This is a genomic window from Thalassospira sp. Z349TD_5 (assembly GCF_056173045.1).
In genome coordinates this window covers 1,504,752-1,521,511 of sequence record NZ_CM149654.1, presented here as the reverse complement: position 1 = coordinate 1,521,511, position 16,760 = coordinate 1,504,752, and the positions used below count along the sequence as shown (strand labels likewise).

Annotated in this window: 15 protein-coding genes; 7 read left to right on the top strand and 8 right to left on the bottom strand. The window is 53.7% G+C overall.

All coding sequences use genetic code 11. The features are described from left to right. Window positions 1-32: 32 nt before the first annotated feature. Window positions 33-938, bottom strand: a complete 906-nt coding sequence (locus tag AC0VXT_RS06800) for a LysR family transcriptional regulator (protein ID WP_475548032.1) — start codon at window positions 936-938, stop codon at window positions 33-35. Window positions 939-1,044: 106 nt separating this feature from the next. Between AC0VXT_RS06800 and AC0VXT_RS06795 the strand changes: the two genes are divergently transcribed. Then, the gene (locus tag AC0VXT_RS06795) at window positions 1,045-2,082 is read left to right on the top strand and encodes an aldo/keto reductase (RefSeq protein WP_475548031.1); all 1,038 of its coding nucleotides are present in this window, start codon (window positions 1,045-1,047) and stop codon (window positions 2,080-2,082) included. Between the two features lie 141 nt (window positions 2,083-2,223). Next, window positions 2,224-2,700, top strand: a complete 477-nt coding sequence (locus AC0VXT_RS06790) for a c-type cytochrome (protein ID WP_475548030.1) — start codon at window positions 2,224-2,226, stop codon at window positions 2,698-2,700. 94 nt (window positions 2,701-2,794) lie between these two features. On the opposite strand, the gene der is transcribed toward AC0VXT_RS06790, so the two are convergent. From der to AC0VXT_RS06775, 3 genes are all read right to left on the bottom strand, one after another. Next, entirely contained in the window at window positions 2,795-4,342 is a 1,548-nt protein-coding gene (gene der, locus AC0VXT_RS06785; protein WP_475548029.1) for a ribosome biogenesis GTPase Der, read from the bottom strand. Between the two features lie 107 nt (window positions 4,343-4,449). Continuing rightward, on the bottom strand, window positions 4,450-5,784 hold the full coding sequence (locus AC0VXT_RS06780; protein ID WP_240626509.1) for an outer membrane protein assembly factor BamB family protein: 1,335 nt from the start codon (window positions 5,782-5,784) through the stop codon (window positions 4,450-4,452). A 74-nt stretch (window positions 5,785-5,858) separates the two neighbouring features. Then, complete coding sequence (locus AC0VXT_RS06775) at window positions 5,859-6,509, bottom strand: DUF2659 family protein (RefSeq protein WP_475548028.1); 651 nt, start codon at window positions 6,507-6,509, stop codon at window positions 5,859-5,861. 492 nt (window positions 6,510-7,001) lie between these two features. Here AC0VXT_RS06775 and AC0VXT_RS06770 point away from each other — a divergent pair, with 492 nt between their 5' ends. The 3 genes from AC0VXT_RS06770 to AC0VXT_RS06760 all read left to right on the top strand — a co-directional run bounded on the left by AC0VXT_RS06770 (window position 7,002) and on the right by AC0VXT_RS06760 (window position 8,737). After that, the gene (locus AC0VXT_RS06770) at window positions 7,002-7,427 is read left to right on the top strand and encodes a hypothetical protein (RefSeq protein WP_022730244.1); all 426 of its coding nucleotides are present in this window, start codon (window positions 7,002-7,004) and stop codon (window positions 7,425-7,427) included. 252 nt (window positions 7,428-7,679) lie between these two features. Continuing rightward, on the top strand, window positions 7,680-7,955 hold the full coding sequence (locus AC0VXT_RS06765) for a DUF2794 domain-containing protein (RefSeq protein WP_475548027.1): 276 nt from the start codon (window positions 7,680-7,682) through the stop codon (window positions 7,953-7,955). Window positions 7,956-7,966: 11 nt separating this feature from the next. Beyond that, on the top strand, window positions 7,967-8,737 hold the full coding sequence (locus tag AC0VXT_RS06760) for a tetratricopeptide repeat protein (RefSeq protein ID WP_475548026.1): 771 nt from the start codon (window positions 7,967-7,969) through the stop codon (window positions 8,735-8,737). Window positions 8,738-8,816: 79 nt separating this feature from the next. Here the strand turns inward: AC0VXT_RS06760 and AC0VXT_RS06755 are convergent, their stop codons facing one another. Next, on the bottom strand, window positions 8,817-11,153 hold the full coding sequence (locus AC0VXT_RS06755) for a glucose/quinate/shikimate family membrane-bound PQQ-dependent dehydrogenase (RefSeq protein ID WP_475548025.1): 2,337 nt from the start codon (window positions 11,151-11,153) through the stop codon (window positions 8,817-8,819). A 187-nt stretch (window positions 11,154-11,340) separates the two neighbouring features. Further along, window positions 11,341-11,640 carry a flagellar motor switch protein FliN gene (gene fliN / locus AC0VXT_RS06750; protein ID WP_022730240.1) on the bottom strand — a complete coding sequence of 100 codons (300 nt, stop codon included), beginning with the start codon at window positions 11,638-11,640 and terminating at the stop codon, window positions 11,341-11,343. 212 nt (window positions 11,641-11,852) lie between these two features. On the opposite strand from fliN, the gene AC0VXT_RS06745 reads away from it, so the two are divergent. Further along, window positions 11,853-12,965 (top strand): PLP-dependent cysteine synthase family protein, encoded by a 1,113-nt coding sequence (locus AC0VXT_RS06745; protein WP_475548024.1) that lies wholly within the window; start codon window positions 11,853-11,855, stop codon window positions 12,963-12,965. 90 nt (window positions 12,966-13,055) lie between these two features. Here AC0VXT_RS06745 and AC0VXT_RS06740 read toward each other — a convergent pair whose 3' ends face one another. Beyond that, window positions 13,056-13,571 (bottom strand): Hsp20/alpha crystallin family protein, encoded by a 516-nt coding sequence (locus tag AC0VXT_RS06740; RefSeq protein WP_475548023.1) that lies wholly within the window; start codon window positions 13,569-13,571, stop codon window positions 13,056-13,058. A 286-nt stretch (window positions 13,572-13,857) separates the two neighbouring features. On the opposite strand from AC0VXT_RS06740, the gene AC0VXT_RS06735 reads away from it, so the two are divergent. Then, window positions 13,858-14,952 (top strand): NADH:flavin oxidoreductase/NADH oxidase, encoded by a 1,095-nt coding sequence (locus AC0VXT_RS06735; protein WP_475548022.1) that lies wholly within the window; start codon window positions 13,858-13,860, stop codon window positions 14,950-14,952. Window positions 14,953-15,094: 142 nt separating this feature from the next. On the opposite strand, the gene groL is transcribed toward AC0VXT_RS06735, so the two are convergent. Next, a complete protein-coding gene (gene groL / locus AC0VXT_RS06730; RefSeq protein ID WP_022730236.1) occupies window positions 15,095-16,753 on the bottom strand; it encodes a chaperonin GroEL in 1,659 nt (552 codons plus the stop codon). Between the last annotated feature and the right edge of the window lie 7 nt (window positions 16,754-16,760).

The following is a 16,760-nucleotide window of genomic DNA, read 5'->3' as shown; positions in this document are numbered from 1 at the left end:
CGCATCCAAAGGCCGGGCACTCCCGGCCTTTTTTATGTCAGATCGACACGCTCAATACAGAAATCAAGAAATGCGCGGACACGGGCGGGCATATTGCCGCCCTGCCCGATATAAACAGCATGGATTTCAACACCGATCCCGGTATTAAACTGATCAACCAGAACCTTTAGCGCGCCCGCATTGACATCCTCACGGACATGAAACGCCGCCAGCCGCACAATCCCACCGCCCGCCAAAGCCACCTTGCGGGCACTTTCGGCATCCCCAACACAAATTTTTCCGCCGGGCATCACTGTCTTGATGGCGCCGTTAACGGTAAATGACCATTCACTGATCGCACGTGGAAAATTGTAGCCGATCAGCACATGCTCACTCAGGTCTTCAATCGATTGCGGCACCCCGTGGCGTTCCAGATACGCCGGTGCAGCTGCAATCACCATTCTGCAATCGCCGAGCTTGCGTGCAATCAGACTAGATGATTGCAACTGGCCACTGCGAATGGCGATATCGGCCCGTTCCTCATAAAGATCGACGACCTTGTCGCTCACCGTGATGTCCAGATCAACATCCGGGTAAAGCGTTTGGAATTCAGGGACCAGCGGCAATATACGATGCAGCCCGACGGGCATATTGACCGTGACGCGCAGCTTACCTTTGGGCTGGATGACACTGGCGGCTTCTTCTTCGGCCTCACGCATATCGGCGAGAATGCGTACAGAACGGTCGTAATAGCGCTGTCCTTCGGCCGTCAGATGCAACTTACGCGTTGACCGATTGAACAACCGGGCACCCAAGCGATCTTCAAGCCGCCCGACAAGCTTGCTGACAGCCGATGGCGTCATGGTGAAGTCTTTTGCGGCGGCCGAAAAACCACCCCGTTCGACAACCCGAACGAAAACTTCCATCTCACCGGATCGGTTGGTATCAAGGCGTGCCATATTGAATTGAACTCACAAATAATATTCCAAAGATACCTCTAGTTGAAAATAAGCATCCTGTCCATATTTCGACCCATCGGATATTCACTCAAAATCGGAGATGGAAATGGACTACAGACAACTTGGCCAGTCAGGTTTGCGCGTTCCGGCATTGTCCCTTGGTGCGGGGACTTTTGGCGGCACCGGGCCGCTTTTTTCCAATTGGGGAACGGTTGACGTCAAAGGGGCAACCAGAATGATTGATATCAGTCTGGACCACGGTGTGAACCTGTTTGACAGTGCGGACGTCTATTCGGACGGCGCATCGGAAACCGTCCTTGGTGCCGCCATCAAGGGACGCCGGGACAAGGTCCTGATCTCGACCAAACTCGGCCTTCCGATGGGCGATGGCGCCAATGAGTATGGCACATCGCGTGATCGATTGATCACCGCAACCGATACCGCGCTAAAACGTCTTGGCACCGACCATATCGATATCCTTCAACTGCATGCCTTTGATGCCCACACCCCGATTACAGAAGTCATGGGCACGCTTGATGATCTGATCCGGGCAGGCAAACTGCGCTATATTGGTGTTTCAAACTTTGCAAGCTGGCAAATCATGAAGTCGCTCTCGATTGCCGAGCGTCATGGATATTCGCGCTACATTTCCCATCAGGTTTACTATTCGTTGATCGGGCGTGATTATGAATGGGACCTGATGCCACTGGCCGAAGATCAGGGACTGGGTGCCTTGGTCTGGAGCCCGCTTGGCTGGGGTCGCCTTACGGGAAAGGTACGCCGCGAAACGCCGCTTCCAAGTGGCAGTCGGTTAAAAGAAACCGCCCAATTTGGCCCACCTGTTGATGATGAAATGCTCTATGACATTGTCGATGTGCTTGATAACATCGCCGGGGAAACAGGTAAAACCGTCGCGCAAGTGGCGATTAACTGGTTGCTGCAACGCCCCACCGTCTCGTCGGTTATTCTTGGTGCGAGAACAGAAGATCAGCTCATCGCCAATCTCGGCGCGGTTGGATGGTCCCTTGATGATGATCAGACCGCACGCCTTGATCAGGTCAGCAAACGCACACCACCCTATCCCCATTACCCCTATTACATTCAGGAAGGCTTTGCGCGGCTTAACCCGCCACGCTTTTCGTAACATCCCGCGGCAAGGAACATGTGTTTCTTGCCGCACCCCTTTGAATTTAAATTCTGTTAGCACCATCAATTGATTGCTTTCCCCGCCGTCGGGTCGTTAGCATGCCTTACCCGCATCAACACTCCGTCAAAGGGACGTCATATGAAACCGGCCATCCATCGCAAACAGCTCCTGTCACTTGCAGCCTTTTGCACGATTGGTTTTGCGACCCTGACAGGCAGTGTGACACCATCCCACGCCGCACAGGATGATCCGAAGATGTCATGGCCCCAAATGAGCGCAGAACGCGGTAAGGCCCTTTTCGCAGAACGCGGCTGCGTTGTATGTCATGCGGTGAATAATGTCGGGGGTGACATTGCGCCCAGTCTTGATGCATCCAACATGGATCAATCGCGCAACCCGTTCGAGTTTTTCGCCCGTATGTGGCGCGGTGCGGATGCAATGCTGCACCTGCAGCAAGCGGATCTCGGCTATCAGGTTGATTTTTCCGGTCAGGATTTGGCCGACATCTTTGCCTTCACGCAGGATGCCGACATGCAGGAACGCCTGACGCAAAGCGACCTGCCCGATCACATCCGTGAAATCATCGACAACGGCCCCTCAATCCCGGTGGAATGATCGCGCAAACCTAATCCTCATACAAAACAAAACCACCCACGGAAACGTCCGGGGCGGTTTTGCATTTGGGCAGAAAGAACGAAGCGCTTAGCGCTCAGCGCTTCTTTTTCTTTTTCGCAAACGGGTTATCACTGCTGCGCAAATTAACGCGGATCGGAACGCCCGGCATATCGAAATCCTCGCGCAGACCATTGATCAGGTAACGCGTATAGCTTTCGGGCAGTTCGGCCGCCTTGGAGCAGTTGATAAAGAAGCTTGGCGGACGCGCTTTGGCTTGCGTCATATAGCGCAGACGAATGCGGCGCCCGGAAATAACCGGCGGCAAGTGCCGTTCACTGACAACTTCAAGCCAGCGGTTCAGTTTCGACGTCGAAATGCGGCGGCTCCAGATATCGTGGATATCAAGAACGGTCGGCATCAGACGTTCGGTGCCGCGGCCGGTCAAGGCCGAGAAGGTCAAAACCGGAATGCCCTTGGCCTGTGCAAAGGACGTATCAAGCTTATCGCGCAGCGCCTGCATCACACCGGACTTATTGATGATGGTGTCCCACTTGTTGACCGCAATGATCAATGCGCGGCCTTCTTCAAGCACCATACGCGCAATCGTCAGGTCCTGCTTATCAAGCGTGTTGGTCGCATCAAGCATCAGGACGACGACCTGTGCATAACGGATCACGCGCAGCGTGTCAGCGACTGACAGCCGTTCGACACGATCATCAATCTTCTTTTTGCGGCGCATGCCCGCCGTATCGACCAAACGAATAGGACGTCCTTCATAAGCCCAATCGACTGCGATCGAATCCCGGGTCAAACCGGCCTGCGGCCCCGTCATCACGCGGTTCTCGCCCAAAAGCTGATTAAGCAGCGTCGATTTACCGGCATTTGGACGACCAACAATCGCCAACTGGATTTTCGAATTGTCGCGCGGACCTTCGTCAATCAGCTCGCCATCTTCATCTTCGTCGTCTTCAAAAAGCTCGATCTCAAACGACGGGAAGGTTTCACCGTCATCATCGGGAAAATCGTCTTCGTTATCGAAATCATCAAAGCCGTCATCGCCTGCTTCCGCTGCCGCATCCTTTTGGGCTTCGGCTTCGGCTGCGGCCTGCTGGGCTTTTTTCTTTTCGTCGCGAACGCCGTCTTTCCATTCTTTCCAATGCGGTTGAAGAATGTCATAGAGCAGTTCAATGCCAAGGCCATGCTCGGCAGAAATCGGCGCAACATCGCCCAGACCAAGACCATAGGCCTCATACAGGCCCGGGTCCTGATTAATGCCTTCATGCTTGTTGGCAATGACATAGACCGGCTTTTGGCGTTTGCGCAACCAATCGGCAAAATGGTTATCAAGTGGCGTCAAACCCGCACGGGCATCAATCAGGAACAGCGCAACGTCGCATTCCTCAAACGCCATCTCACTTTGCTGGCGCATCATGCCTTCGATGGAGTTATCGAACACTTCTTCAAGACCGGCGGTATCAATGATATCGAACGACATATGGCCCAGACGGCCCTTGCCATAGCGACGATCACGGGTCACGCCAGGTTGGTCGTCAACCAGGGCCAGCTTTTTACCGACCAGACGGTTAAACAGGGTCGACTTCCCGACATTGGGGCGACCGATAATGGCAACTTTTAGCGACATCTGACTTTCAGACTCTCGTTATAAACGGCGATATGCGCCGGAGGCAAAAGCCCACGGCGCACCGCAAATCTTGCAAGGAAACCTTGCGGAAACTTTTTCTTACCTGATCAGCGATATGCGATTAGATCGGCATCCGCAGTCAGGAAGTAAAGGCTGTCACCAGCAACAGATGGCGGCAAGGTAATCGGACCGGACACTTCGTCCTTGCCGATGATTTCACCGCTATAAGGGGAAACAGTCATTACTTCGCCCTGCTCGTTACCAACGATCAACCTGTCGCCGACCAGGACCGGACCGGTCCACACAATCGGTTCATCCTGATCTTCGGGATCGACAAAACGTGGCAGAACGGTCACCCATTTAACCTGTCCGGTCTTCCGACGCAAGGCAATCAGATCATTTGTGTTGGTCAGGACGTATATATAATCGCCCGCAACCCATGGCGATTGAATGCCACCGGCCTCAAGTTCCCAGACCCGATACCCGGTCCGAAGGTCAATTCCGACCGTCAAACCCGAGTTACTGGTCGCAAACACAAGATCATTATCAATCACCGGCAAACCGCGAATATCTGCAATGGCAGACACCGCATCGGTCCGCCCGGCAGACGCCAGTGCATCCGACCAGATCACCTGACCATTTTCAACCCGAAGCGCATAAAGCTCACCCGTTGAATAGGCCGAAATCACAACCCCCTGATCCACAGCCGGGCTTGCCCCGCCGATAAACGAAGCCCCTTCGGATGCGCCGCGATGGCTCCAGAGCAACTCACCACTCATCGCATTAAGCGCAATGGTCTGGTTATCGATCGTAATGGCAAACACACGCCCGCCACGTACGGTCGGTGCGGACCGCATCGGCGCACTTACCTGCTGACGCCAAAGGACCGTTGCACTCGGTGCATCAATCGCAATAACTTCGGCAAAGCCAGTGGTTGCGTAAATAATGCCCTTCTCATAGGCAAGACCACCGCCAAGAAGGGTACTGTCTTCTTCATCCTCGGGTGCCAGTTCAATCGACCAGATTTCCTTACCCGATGTGGCGGCAAAGGCACGAACCTCTGCGCTGGCATCAATGGTAAAGATCACACCACGGGCAACAATGGCCTGATTGAGCAACAGGTTGTCATCCATTGAACCTTCGCCAATGCTGACCGACCAGTCTTGCTCGAGAACATCGTTCTCAAGCCCGACATGATGAAGCGCATGACTTGGAAAACCACCGTTCTGCGGCCAATCCACCATTGGTTCGGGTTCAGGCAGGACCACGCGCTGATCGCTCAGATCGATATCAGGCTGTACCGTGCTTTGCAGAGCAAGAACAGAGATACGCTCACCGGGTAAGGGCGGTGCTTCGTCTTCACCAAGCCAGCTGGAACAGCCAGCCAGAAATCCCGAAAGACCCATTACACAAATAAGTGACTTAAAAGCGCGTGACGTCAAAACCGTATCCTCTGGTTCAAGCTCGCATCGCATTGGTCTGGACGTTATCCCGACCAAATCTGTTCTAGATGTGGTCAGGCACCAATCGCCTTGAGAATCTCGCTTGCCCGTGACCGCATGCCCGACGGTGCTTCGTTATCGTCGGCAATTTCGGTCAGAAGCGGCTTGGCGGCATCAATTTCGCCCGCGGCAACATGCAGCATCGCAATCATCTCACGTGCGGAGTAATACCATGCGTTTTCCGGAACCGCGATTGGCTCAAGACGCGCAATCAAATCCATGGCGTTGCTTTGGGTCGCGTTGTTCATGGCGATTTCGACAACCGCAAGATCGCGATAAACCTGATCAATGTCACCATTGGCAGCAACGGCTTCAAGTTCGGCAACGGCCGACTCTTTTACGCCAGCACGCAGGTAAACTGCTGCTTTTTGGAAATGTCCAAGTGCGACAAAGTCCGCATTGCCATCGGCAATGATGGAATCAAGTGCGGCGAGTGCAGCATCCTGATTGTTCTCACCTGACTGGGTCAGGTCAATTGCGTTGGCAAGACGCGTACCATTTTCAATGCTGGTGCTGTGTTCGTAAGTTTTCCAGCCTTCGCGACCAGCAACACCCAGCACGATGACTGCGGCGACGCCAATCACGTATTTACCGTATTTGCGCCACAGCGCTTCGCTGCGTTCACGCTTCAGGTCTTCTTCGACTTCCTGGAAAATATCAACCACGAAAACGGCTCCAATCCGGTCACAAGAAAGCGGGCAACTTGCCCGCTTATCAGAATTAATTCCGGCAAGGATTTAACGCGCCTGCATACAAGGGGTCAAGTCTACTCAACGTCATTCACACCTTTATGCCGATTATTTTGCCTTCTGGGTGCTCTCAAGCCAGATTAGGCAACCAGACAACGCGTGTGTAGTTGCAACATAAAGGGCGGTAAGAATTGCCTCATGCCCCGCAAAAACACATCTTGATTGGCAGTTTTGGTCGCACGGCACGGCCATTTCCGTGAAATTGCGCACATCGCGCGCTCGCCCCGGCGCCCAATATCAACCCTGAAAACGCCCAAACGGCTAAAAATCCTGTTCACAGAGACCATATGACAGACAGTTGCCCCAACCCGACACATTTCGGCACGCTACTTGCTTTGAAAGGCTTCGAGGGAACAGAGTTTTAAATGTCATCGGTCAAAATTGCCCGGTGTCGGGACGGAGACCACCATGAAACGTCGTCAAATTATCCACAGCCGGGCTGATGCCAAGCGCGTCATTCGTCAACGCATCCTTGCCGGGCTGTTTGCCGCACTGCTGGGTACGGGCGTATCAGGATGCAGCACAACCATGTCTGATATCGCTGGAACCAGCATCTTTACCGGTGCTGAGTGGTATCTGGCTTTTGATGTCGTCAGCATCATCAACACCGACAAAACTCTGGTCGATCATGTGGTCTCGCTTTCAACCGGGCAGGATTGCTCCACCATTCGTAAAATTGATGGCAAGTCCTACTGCAAAAAAGACCCGATCCCCGAACCGCCGCTTTACTGTTACCGGTCGCTTGCCGCTGTGAGCTGCTATCGCACACCAGACCCATACAACACAGGTGCGCAGACCCTTGATTGGCCGCCGACCCGCTCGCGCAGCCTGTAACAGCCTGTTCGCGAGCACTTTTCTCCTCATGCCCAATCCTGTCGTTGATTTCAAAACCGTGCCTTATTTGGTCATTGAAACTTGAGGCGGGGATAAATCCACGCTACCGTGTCATATGACAGTCACATCTCGATGCTGTCGGTCTGAATGCAACCTCGCCGGAGCATGACATGGGAACATTGTTCGATTTGGCCAAATACCGCAAAGCCAAAAGCTTTGTCCATTTTGACCGGGCTGAACTTATGAGACTTCATGAACACCTATTCACGTCAGGTTGCTGGCGGCGCATGGCGCGATTATGCCATTGACCACCTTGATGGCATGGCGATGTTTTCCATTTTCCGATCAACACATGAAACGCCGCTTTTCCAAGTCATCAAACTTGGGGCCGAGCATAAAAATGCTGGCCAGTATCTGGCCCTTCACAGCGGCGAGCGGATCAAGCAAAGCTCGGACATCCTCAAGGTTCTCGACGCCATCGAAGGCCGCGCGCGCAAAGTGGTCCCACTCTTCAAATCCAATTCCTGATCGGTCATCTTTTGATATCTCTGCGTACTCAACTCCGCCTTGGTTGGGCAATTGCCCTTGTCGCAAGCTTTCTGCTTACCACACAATTTGTCCCTAACAATGCGCACGCCAATACGGCGGGTGGCGATTATCAATCAGGATATCGTGCCTATAAGGCGGGCAATTACGAAATGGCACGTGCGCAGTGGCGGTTCGCGGCACAGAATAACGACCCACGTGCGCAATATGCGCTGGGGCTGCTGTATTATCGCGGCAACACTGGCCCCGCCAATTACGAAGAAGCCGCCAAATGGTTCATGTATGCCGCACAGGCCAACCATGCTGGCGCAATTTACTATATCGGGGTGCTTTATTTTAATGGTTGGGGCCTGAACTACGATCAGTTCAGGGCAACGGAATACTTTAAACGCGCCCTGCGTGCCGCACCAAACAACAGCAATGCGGCCTACCTGATCGGGGCGCAATATTATCATGGCCGTGGAGCCCAGCAGAACTACGTCGAAGCCGCCCACTATTTTGAAATCGCTGCCAAGGGCAACATGCACGCGGCCCAGTTCATGTTAGGGGCCATGTATGAACGCGGCTGGGGTATCGCGCAAAACTATGCCGAATCCTATTATTGGCTCACGCGGGCTGCACGCGGCAACATCTCCTTTCCCCCCGGCGCAGAAGAAAAAGAAAAGATGGATGCCAAAGCCGCCGTCACATCCCTTGAACCACGGCTGCGCCCCGAAGAAATCAAACGCGTCCATGACCGCCTGAAAAACGAAGCCGCGCAATAGATATACAGCTATAGCCAAAACACAACAAAGGCACCTGCGATAACAGGTGCCTTTGTTGTTCTAAGTCTGGCGTGCTGGTTTATTCCGCCAATTTGTAAGCGATCACGTAATCGCCGGGCGTCGTCCCGATGGACCCATGCCCCCCGGCAACGATCAACACATATTGCGTCCCGTCATCGGTTTCATAGGTCATTGGGGTGGACTGCCCACCAGCCGGAAGCCGCGTTTCCCAAAGCTGATCCCCTGTCGAGACTTCATAAGCGCGGAAATAGTTATCCACCGCGGCACCAAGGAACGCGACGCCCCCCTTGGTCATGATTGGACCACCAATACCGGGCACACCGAGTTTAAACGGCAAGGGCAAAGGCGTCATGTCTTCGACCGTACCGTTTTTGTGCATATAGGCAATCTCGCCCGTGCGCAAATCGGCCCCGGCAACATAGCCCCAAGGCGGGGCCTGACACGGAACGCCAAGCGGGGACAGGAATGGCCCCATGCTCACTGCGTAGTCAGCACCTTCGTTCCGGTTGATGCCCATTTCGCTGGCTTTTTCCGTACCGCGCGGCGGCACTTCGGCACGCGGGATCAATTTTGATGTGAAGGCAAGATAGGTCGGCATGCCAAACATCACCTGACGTTCCGGATCGACCGCAACACTGCCCCAGTTAAAGGTCCCGAAATTCCCCGGATAAACCAGCGTGCCCTGCAAGGATGGCGGGGTATAGCGCCCTTCATATTTCAACTGATGGAACGCGATACGACACGCCATCTGATCAAACAGGGTCATGCCCCACATATCCTTTTCGGTCAGTGGATCAGGCATAAAGGTCAAATCAGAAACCGGCTGTGTTGGTGCAGTAAAATCTTCGGGGATAGCACCACCGGGTGCCGGGACCTCTTTGACCGGAATGATCGGATCACCCGTCCGGCGATCAAGGACATAGATATCGCCCTGCTTGGTCGGCCCGACAAGGGCCGGAACTGTTTGACCATCCTGTGTGATATCAATCAACGCCGGTTGGGCCGGAACGTCCATATCCCAAAGATCATGATGCACCGTCTGGCGCACCCACTGAACCTGCCCTGTTTCAAGGCTAAGTGCGACGATGGAGGATGAATAGGTTTCCACATTCTTATCGCGGTTCATGCCAAGCTGGTCAGGCACCTTGTTGCCCAACGGCACATAGATCATGCCAAGCGCTTCATCCGCACTCGATACTGACCAGCTGTTGGGTGAATTGGCGGTATAGGTCTGATCATCTGGGATCGGTTCAGTCTGTTCGGGATTACCCGAGTCCCAATTCCAGATCAGCTCACCAGTGTTAATGTCATAGGCGCGAATGACACCAGACTGCGACTTGGTCGAATAATTGTCATTCACCGCCCCACCAATGATGATCTTGCCTGCCGCCGCGACGGGCGGTGACGTCGAATAATAATACCCCTCGGGGTTATAGGGCATGTTTTCTTCAAGGTGCACCGTGCCCTCATCGCCAAACGACGGGCAAACCTCGCCCGTGTCCGAATCAAGCGCAATCAGGCGCGCATCCGATGTCGGCAGGAAAACACGCGCCGTACATGGCCCATTTTCCGTTACCGCCGGGTCTTTGTAATAGGTCACACCGCGACATGTCTGGTGCTGACGATCCGGGTTTTGCGGAATGCCGGGATCATATTTCCACTTTTCCTGGCCGGTTTTTGCGTCAATGGCAATGGCCCAGCTATGCGGTGTACACAGATAAAGCGTTTCACCGACCTTAAGCGGGGTCACCTGATAGGTGGTTTCGGGCACATCATCAACGCGCTTCATGTCGCCAGTCTGATAGACCCACGCCTGTTCCAGCGATGCGACATTATCCACATTGACCTGATCAAGTGGTGAGTACCGCTGTCCAAATGGCGTGCGACCATACTGATGCCAGTCGCCATCTGGAACCGTGCCACCATATGCCGGACTGCTTGCGACCGGCTCACTTGGCAAACGTCCGGCGATTTCATGGGGGTTATTCAGCATGGAATAAACCGCAACAACAACCGCCAGCACCACACTTCCTTCCAGCAAGAAGGACCGTGCCGGTTTGACATCAGGCACGGGTTTCCCCGACGTCAGCGTTTTGCGAAACATCGGTGTAATCAGCCACAAGCCAATCAGGACCGTAATCCCGCCGCGCGGCCCAAGCTGCCACCAGTCAAAGCCGGTTTCCCAGACGGCCCAGATCAGACTGGCAATCAGAAACAGGCCATAGAACGGCAACAGTGCAGGTTTGCGCTTAAACGACAAGAAGGCAGCGACCAGAAAAGCCAGCCCTGCCAATGCGTAGTACCAACTGCCACCAACAGCAATCAGCCAGACACCGCCACCGGCAAGTGCAAGACCAATCAGGGCCAGCAGCCCGGACGTCAGGAAATTAAGCATGGAGTTCGCCCTCGTTTTAATTGAGGTCAGTAAAGACCAATACAGCCTTTGGCTGTAATATGGCATTTTAAAGGAGCTTTGCAATCAAACGCCTAGCAACTGCCGAGGTTCCATGCTGCGTGAAACAAAAAAAACCACCGACCAGTTTGGCGCGGTGGTTTGACTTTTTGTATCGCGTAAAAACAGGTCAGTGATGGGTTTCGATAATCGTCCCGGTTTTGACCACTTCTGTGATGGTGACACCCAAGTTATCATCGACCACAACCAGCTCACCGCGCGCGACCAGACGGTTGTTGACGTAAATATCAACGGGCTCGCCCACACGACGATCAAGCTCCAGCACCGCCCCGCGCGTTAAACGCATCAGCTGTGCCACCTGAATCTGGCTTTTGCCAATCACGGTCGAAACACGCACAGGCACATCATAGGCCGCACCTATCTCAGACCCATGACGGGCCGCAAATGGATCTTTTTCTTTGTCAGCCATGATTTCCAAGTCACCTAATCAGATCGATAGAATCGCGACACTCACTATAGAGTGTTAGCTTTGAAAAAAGTGTTAGCAAGCCCAATCTGTTTTAATTCGTACGTTTCGTCAAAATGTATCGAGACAATTTCACGCTCGTTTTTTGTATTATAATCCCTTATCTCTGGCCCCATATCGAAAATAACGTCTAAAAAACAGTATCAGGATGCGACATGCCATATGACTGCCAATGGGTTGCCGAAGCCATCAGCACCATCGAAGCCGATTTTAACCGATCCGCCGACACGCACCTGATCCGCCTGGATCTTCCCCCGCTTGACGGGATTGGCTTGTACCTCAAAGATGAATCGACCCATCCGTCCGGCAGTCTAAAGCATCGTCTGGCCCGGTCGTTGTTCCTATATGGGCTGTGTAACGGCTGGATCACCAAAGACACCCCGGTGATCGAGGCATCGAGTGGCTCCACGGCGGTATCAGAAGCCTATTTCGCACGTCTTCTGGGCCTGCGCTTTATCGCCGTGATGCCCAAATCCACATCGCAGCAAAAGATTGATCAGATTGCCTTTTATGGTGGTGAAAGCCATCTGGTTGACCAAAGCGGTCAGATATACGAAGAATCACAACGTCTGGCGCGTGAACTCGGCGGCCATTACATGGACCAGTTCACCTATGCCGAACGGGCAACCGACTGGCGTGGTAACAACAACATCGCCGAAAGCATCTTTGAACAGCTTAAACACGAACCGCATCCTGTTCCGCGCTGGGTCATTGTCGGGGCTGGCACCGGCGGCACGTCATCAACCATTGGCCGCTACATCCGGTATGGCCGTATCCTTGGGCAAGGCTGCGAACTGTGTGTTGCCGACCCGGAAAATTCGGTTTTCTATAATGGCTATGAAACAGGTGATTGCAGCATCACCGGGGATAAGGGATCACGCGTCGAGGGCATTGGCCGGCCCCGCGTTGAACCCAGTTTCAATCCAAATGTCGTTGACCGAATGTATCGCATTCCCGATGCCGCAAGCTTTGCCGCCTTGCAATACCTTGAAAAGCATCTTGGCCGTCGCTGCGGTGGCTCAACCGGCACCAACCTGATCGCCACCTTGTCGTTGATCAGCGACATGAACAAGGCCGGTGAAAAGGGCTCTGTTGTGACGCTCCTGTGTGATGGCGGTGATCGATATCGCGACACCTACTATAATCCGGACTGGATCAAGGCTCAGGGCATTGATCTTAAACCTTGGCATGACGCACTCGACCGGTTTGATCAAACCGGGATTTTCGATATGCCGCTTGAAAACTGCGCCCGCCATCCATCACTTTAAATCCCGGATGGCCACAAAAAAGAGACGGGCGGTAAAAACCGCCCGTCAGGCAACACAGAGAAGACAAGTTCAGGGAGGATGAGGTAAGGCCTAGCCGCTGACGGTAATTTTGCGCGGCTCAGGTTTTTCTTCCACAACTTTTGGAAGAGTAAGTGTCAGAACACCATTTTTAAATGATGCGGCAATATTATCGGCATCAATGGTGTCGGGAAGACGGAACGACCGCTTGAAACTACCATATCTGCGTTCAACAACGCGGGCACCTTCATTGCTTTCACGGGTGGTTTTCTTTTCCCCCGTGACGGTCAAAACACCTTCAAGAACCGAAACATCGACATCACTTTGTTCGACACCGGGAAGTTCGGCCGACAGTTCAATATGATCGTCGGTTTCATGGACGTCGATCCGCGGGCTTAAAACCGATTGCGCATCACCATCCGCGCCAGAGGCGGCTTTGGACGGCACGGCACGATCCCCAAAGATCGAACCGATCATTTGGTCGAAATCACGCCCGAAACCACGGGAAATAAGGGTGAAAGGATCGGCAGCAATCGGCGAAGAAGAAAGACGACGTGCGGATCCATTAAGGTTCTGAAGTCCAGTCATAATAACCCTCCATTACAGACGAGTATCCTTGCGTCGGTGGTCCAGACCAGGCTGCAACCGTGACGCGTATCAGGGCACCATGCCCTTTTGCCTCCTTGAGATAGATCGGGTGAAAATTTCCGCAAGTCGCCAGATGCATTTTTTTGATCTTTTTTGATTTTTCTCCGCTGGCATTCCATTCCTTGGAAAAACTGACTTTGGGACTGGCGGAGTCTACGGCCAATGACTAGCTTCACCCCATTGCATGGCGGGTTCCCCGCCGCCTCCCCTATATCAAGGATATTCCATGAGCACTTTATTCTCGCCCCTGTCTTTGGGGAAACTGGCCCTCGATAATCGCATTATCATTGCGCCGATGTGTCAGTATTCCGCTGACAACGGAAGCTCCACCGCATGGCACGACATGCATCTGGGTAATCTTGCCCAATCTGGCGCAGGCCTTTTGATCATAGAAGCAAGTGCGGTCGAACCCGAAGGACGCATCACCTACGGCGATCTTGGCCTGTGGGATGACACAACCGAGGCCAGCCTTGATAAAACCATCAAGGCCGTGCGCAGCCATTCCGACATGCCAATCGCCATCCAACTGGCCCATGCCGGGCGCAAGGCATCCTGTGAAAAACCATGGGATGGTGGCGCTGCCATCGATCCTGACCACAAGAACGGCTGGCAGGTTGTTGCACCGTCGGCAGTCCCCTTTAAACAGGGTGACCCAACCCCCGAAGCCCTTTCCAAGTCACGCATGGCCGAAATTGTGCAGGCCTTTGCCGACAGTGCAAAGCGCGCCCTTCGCATCGGGTTTGAGGCCATCGAACTCCATGGCGCGCATGGCTATCTGCTCCATCAATTCTTGTCCCCACACTCAAACAAGCGCGATGACGAATATGGTGGATCGCTTGAAAACCGCATGCGCTTCGCCCTCGAAGTCTATGACGCAGTCCGCCGCGAAGTCGGCACGGACTTCCCCGTCGGCATGCGCATATCGGCCAGTGACTGGGTTGAGGGCGGCTGGGACATTAATCAAAGCGTTGAGTTGGCAAAGGTCCTCAAAGCACGCGGATGCGACTTCATTCACGTCTCATCGGGCGGCCTGCACATTGATCAGAAAATCCCGCTTGGCCCGAACTATCAAGTCCCATTTGCCGATCGCATCAAATCGGAAACAGGCATTACCACGATTGCGGTTGGCCTGATCACCGAGGCCGAACAGGCAGAAGCCATCACCTTTACCGGTCAGGCAGATGCCATCGCCCTTGCACGCGGCATTCTCTATGACCCGCGCTGGCCTTGGCATGCGGCCGCAACACTGGGGGCTGAAGTCAAAGCCGCCAACCAGTATTTGCGGTGTCAGCCACGCGCATTGAAAAAGCTGTTTGGCTAGCCTTTTAGTCGCGCTCAAGACAAAGCCCTGCCACAGATTGTGGCGGGGCTTTTTTTTGTTTTAGAACCAAGAACAAAAGAAAAGAGGCCCCGCGAATGCGAGGCCCCTTTCCGTAGCAAATAGGTCGGTTGGTTGGTAAGGCTTAGAAGCCCATACCACCCATGCCGCCCATACCACCCATGCCACCCATGTCAGGTGCGCCGCCGCCAGAAGATTTATCTTCCGGTTTATCAGCGATCATGCATTCGGTGGTGATCAGCAGACCAGCGACCGATGCTGCGTCCTGCAGGGCAGTACGAACAACTTTGGCCGGATCGATGATGCCAGCTTTAACGAGGTTGGTGTATTCGCCTTTCTGGGCGTCATAACCAAATTCAACGTCATCCTGCTCAAGCAGCTTGCCGGCAACAACCGCACCGTCAACACCTGCGTTCTGAGCAATCTGGCGAACCGGCGCCTGAAGCGCACGGCGAACGATGTCCACACCGATGGTCTGGTCATGGTTTTCGCCTTCAAGACCTTCAAGCGCACGGACAGAGTACAGCAGAGCCGTACCGCCACCAGCAACAATGCCTTCTTCGACAGCAGCGCGGGTTGCGTGCAGGGCATCGTCAACGCGGTCTTTACGTTCTTTAACTTCGACTTCCGAAGCGCCACCGATTTTGATTACGGCAACACCGCCTGCGAGTTTCGCAAGACGTTCCTGCAGTTTTTCACGGTCATAATCAGAAGTGGTTTCTTCGATCTGAGCGCGGATCTGGGCAACACGTGCTTCGATCTGTGCTTTCTCACCAGCACCATCAACGATGGTGGTTTCTTCTTTGGTGATGGTGATCGATTTCGCGGTGCCGAGCATGTCGAGCGTAACGGTCTCAAGTTTGATGCCAAGATCTTCGGAAACAACCTGACCACCGGTAAGAACGGCGATGTCTTCAAGCATTGCTTTACGACGGTCACCAAAGCCCGGTGCTTTAACAGCAGCGATTTTCAGACCACCGCGCAGCTTGTTGACAACCAGGGTTGCCAATGCTTCGCCTTCGACGTCTTCCGCAATGATAAGAAGCGGCTTGCCCGACTGAACAATAGCTTCAAGAAGCGGCAGCATCGGCTGCAGCGAAGAAACTTTTTTGTCGAACAGAAGAACATAAGGATTGTCGAGATCTGCAACCATCTTTTCAGGGTTGGTTACGAAATACGGCGACAGGTAACCACGGTCAAACTGCATGCCTTCGACAACGTCGAGTTCAGTGTGCAGACCTTTGGCTTCCTCGACGGTGATAACACCTTCGTTGCCAACTTTTTCCATGGCTTCAGCGATCATGTCGCCGACTTCACGGTCACCGTTTGCCGAAATGTTACCAACCTGTGCGATTTCATCGCGGCCGGTTACTTTACGTGCACGGCTCTGGATCGATTCGATGACTTTGTTGGTAGCAAGATCGATACCGCGTTTCAGGTCCATCGGGTTCATGCCCGCAGCAACAGACTTGTTGCCTTCACGCACGATCGCCTGAGCCAGAACGGTTGCAGTGGTGGTGCCGTCACCCGCCATATCGGCGGTACGTGAGGCAACTTCACGCAACATCTGTGCGCCCATGTTTTCGAACTTGTCAGAAAGTTCGATTTCTTTGGCAACGGTAACACCGTCTTTGGTCACGCGCGGTGCGCCAAAGGATTTTTCGATAACAACGTTACGACCTTTCGGGCCGAGCGTCACCTTGACAGCATCTGCCAGGATGTCGACACCGCGCAGCATTTTAGCGCGTGCATCGGTAGAAAACTTTACGTCTTTAGCAGCCATAATATTC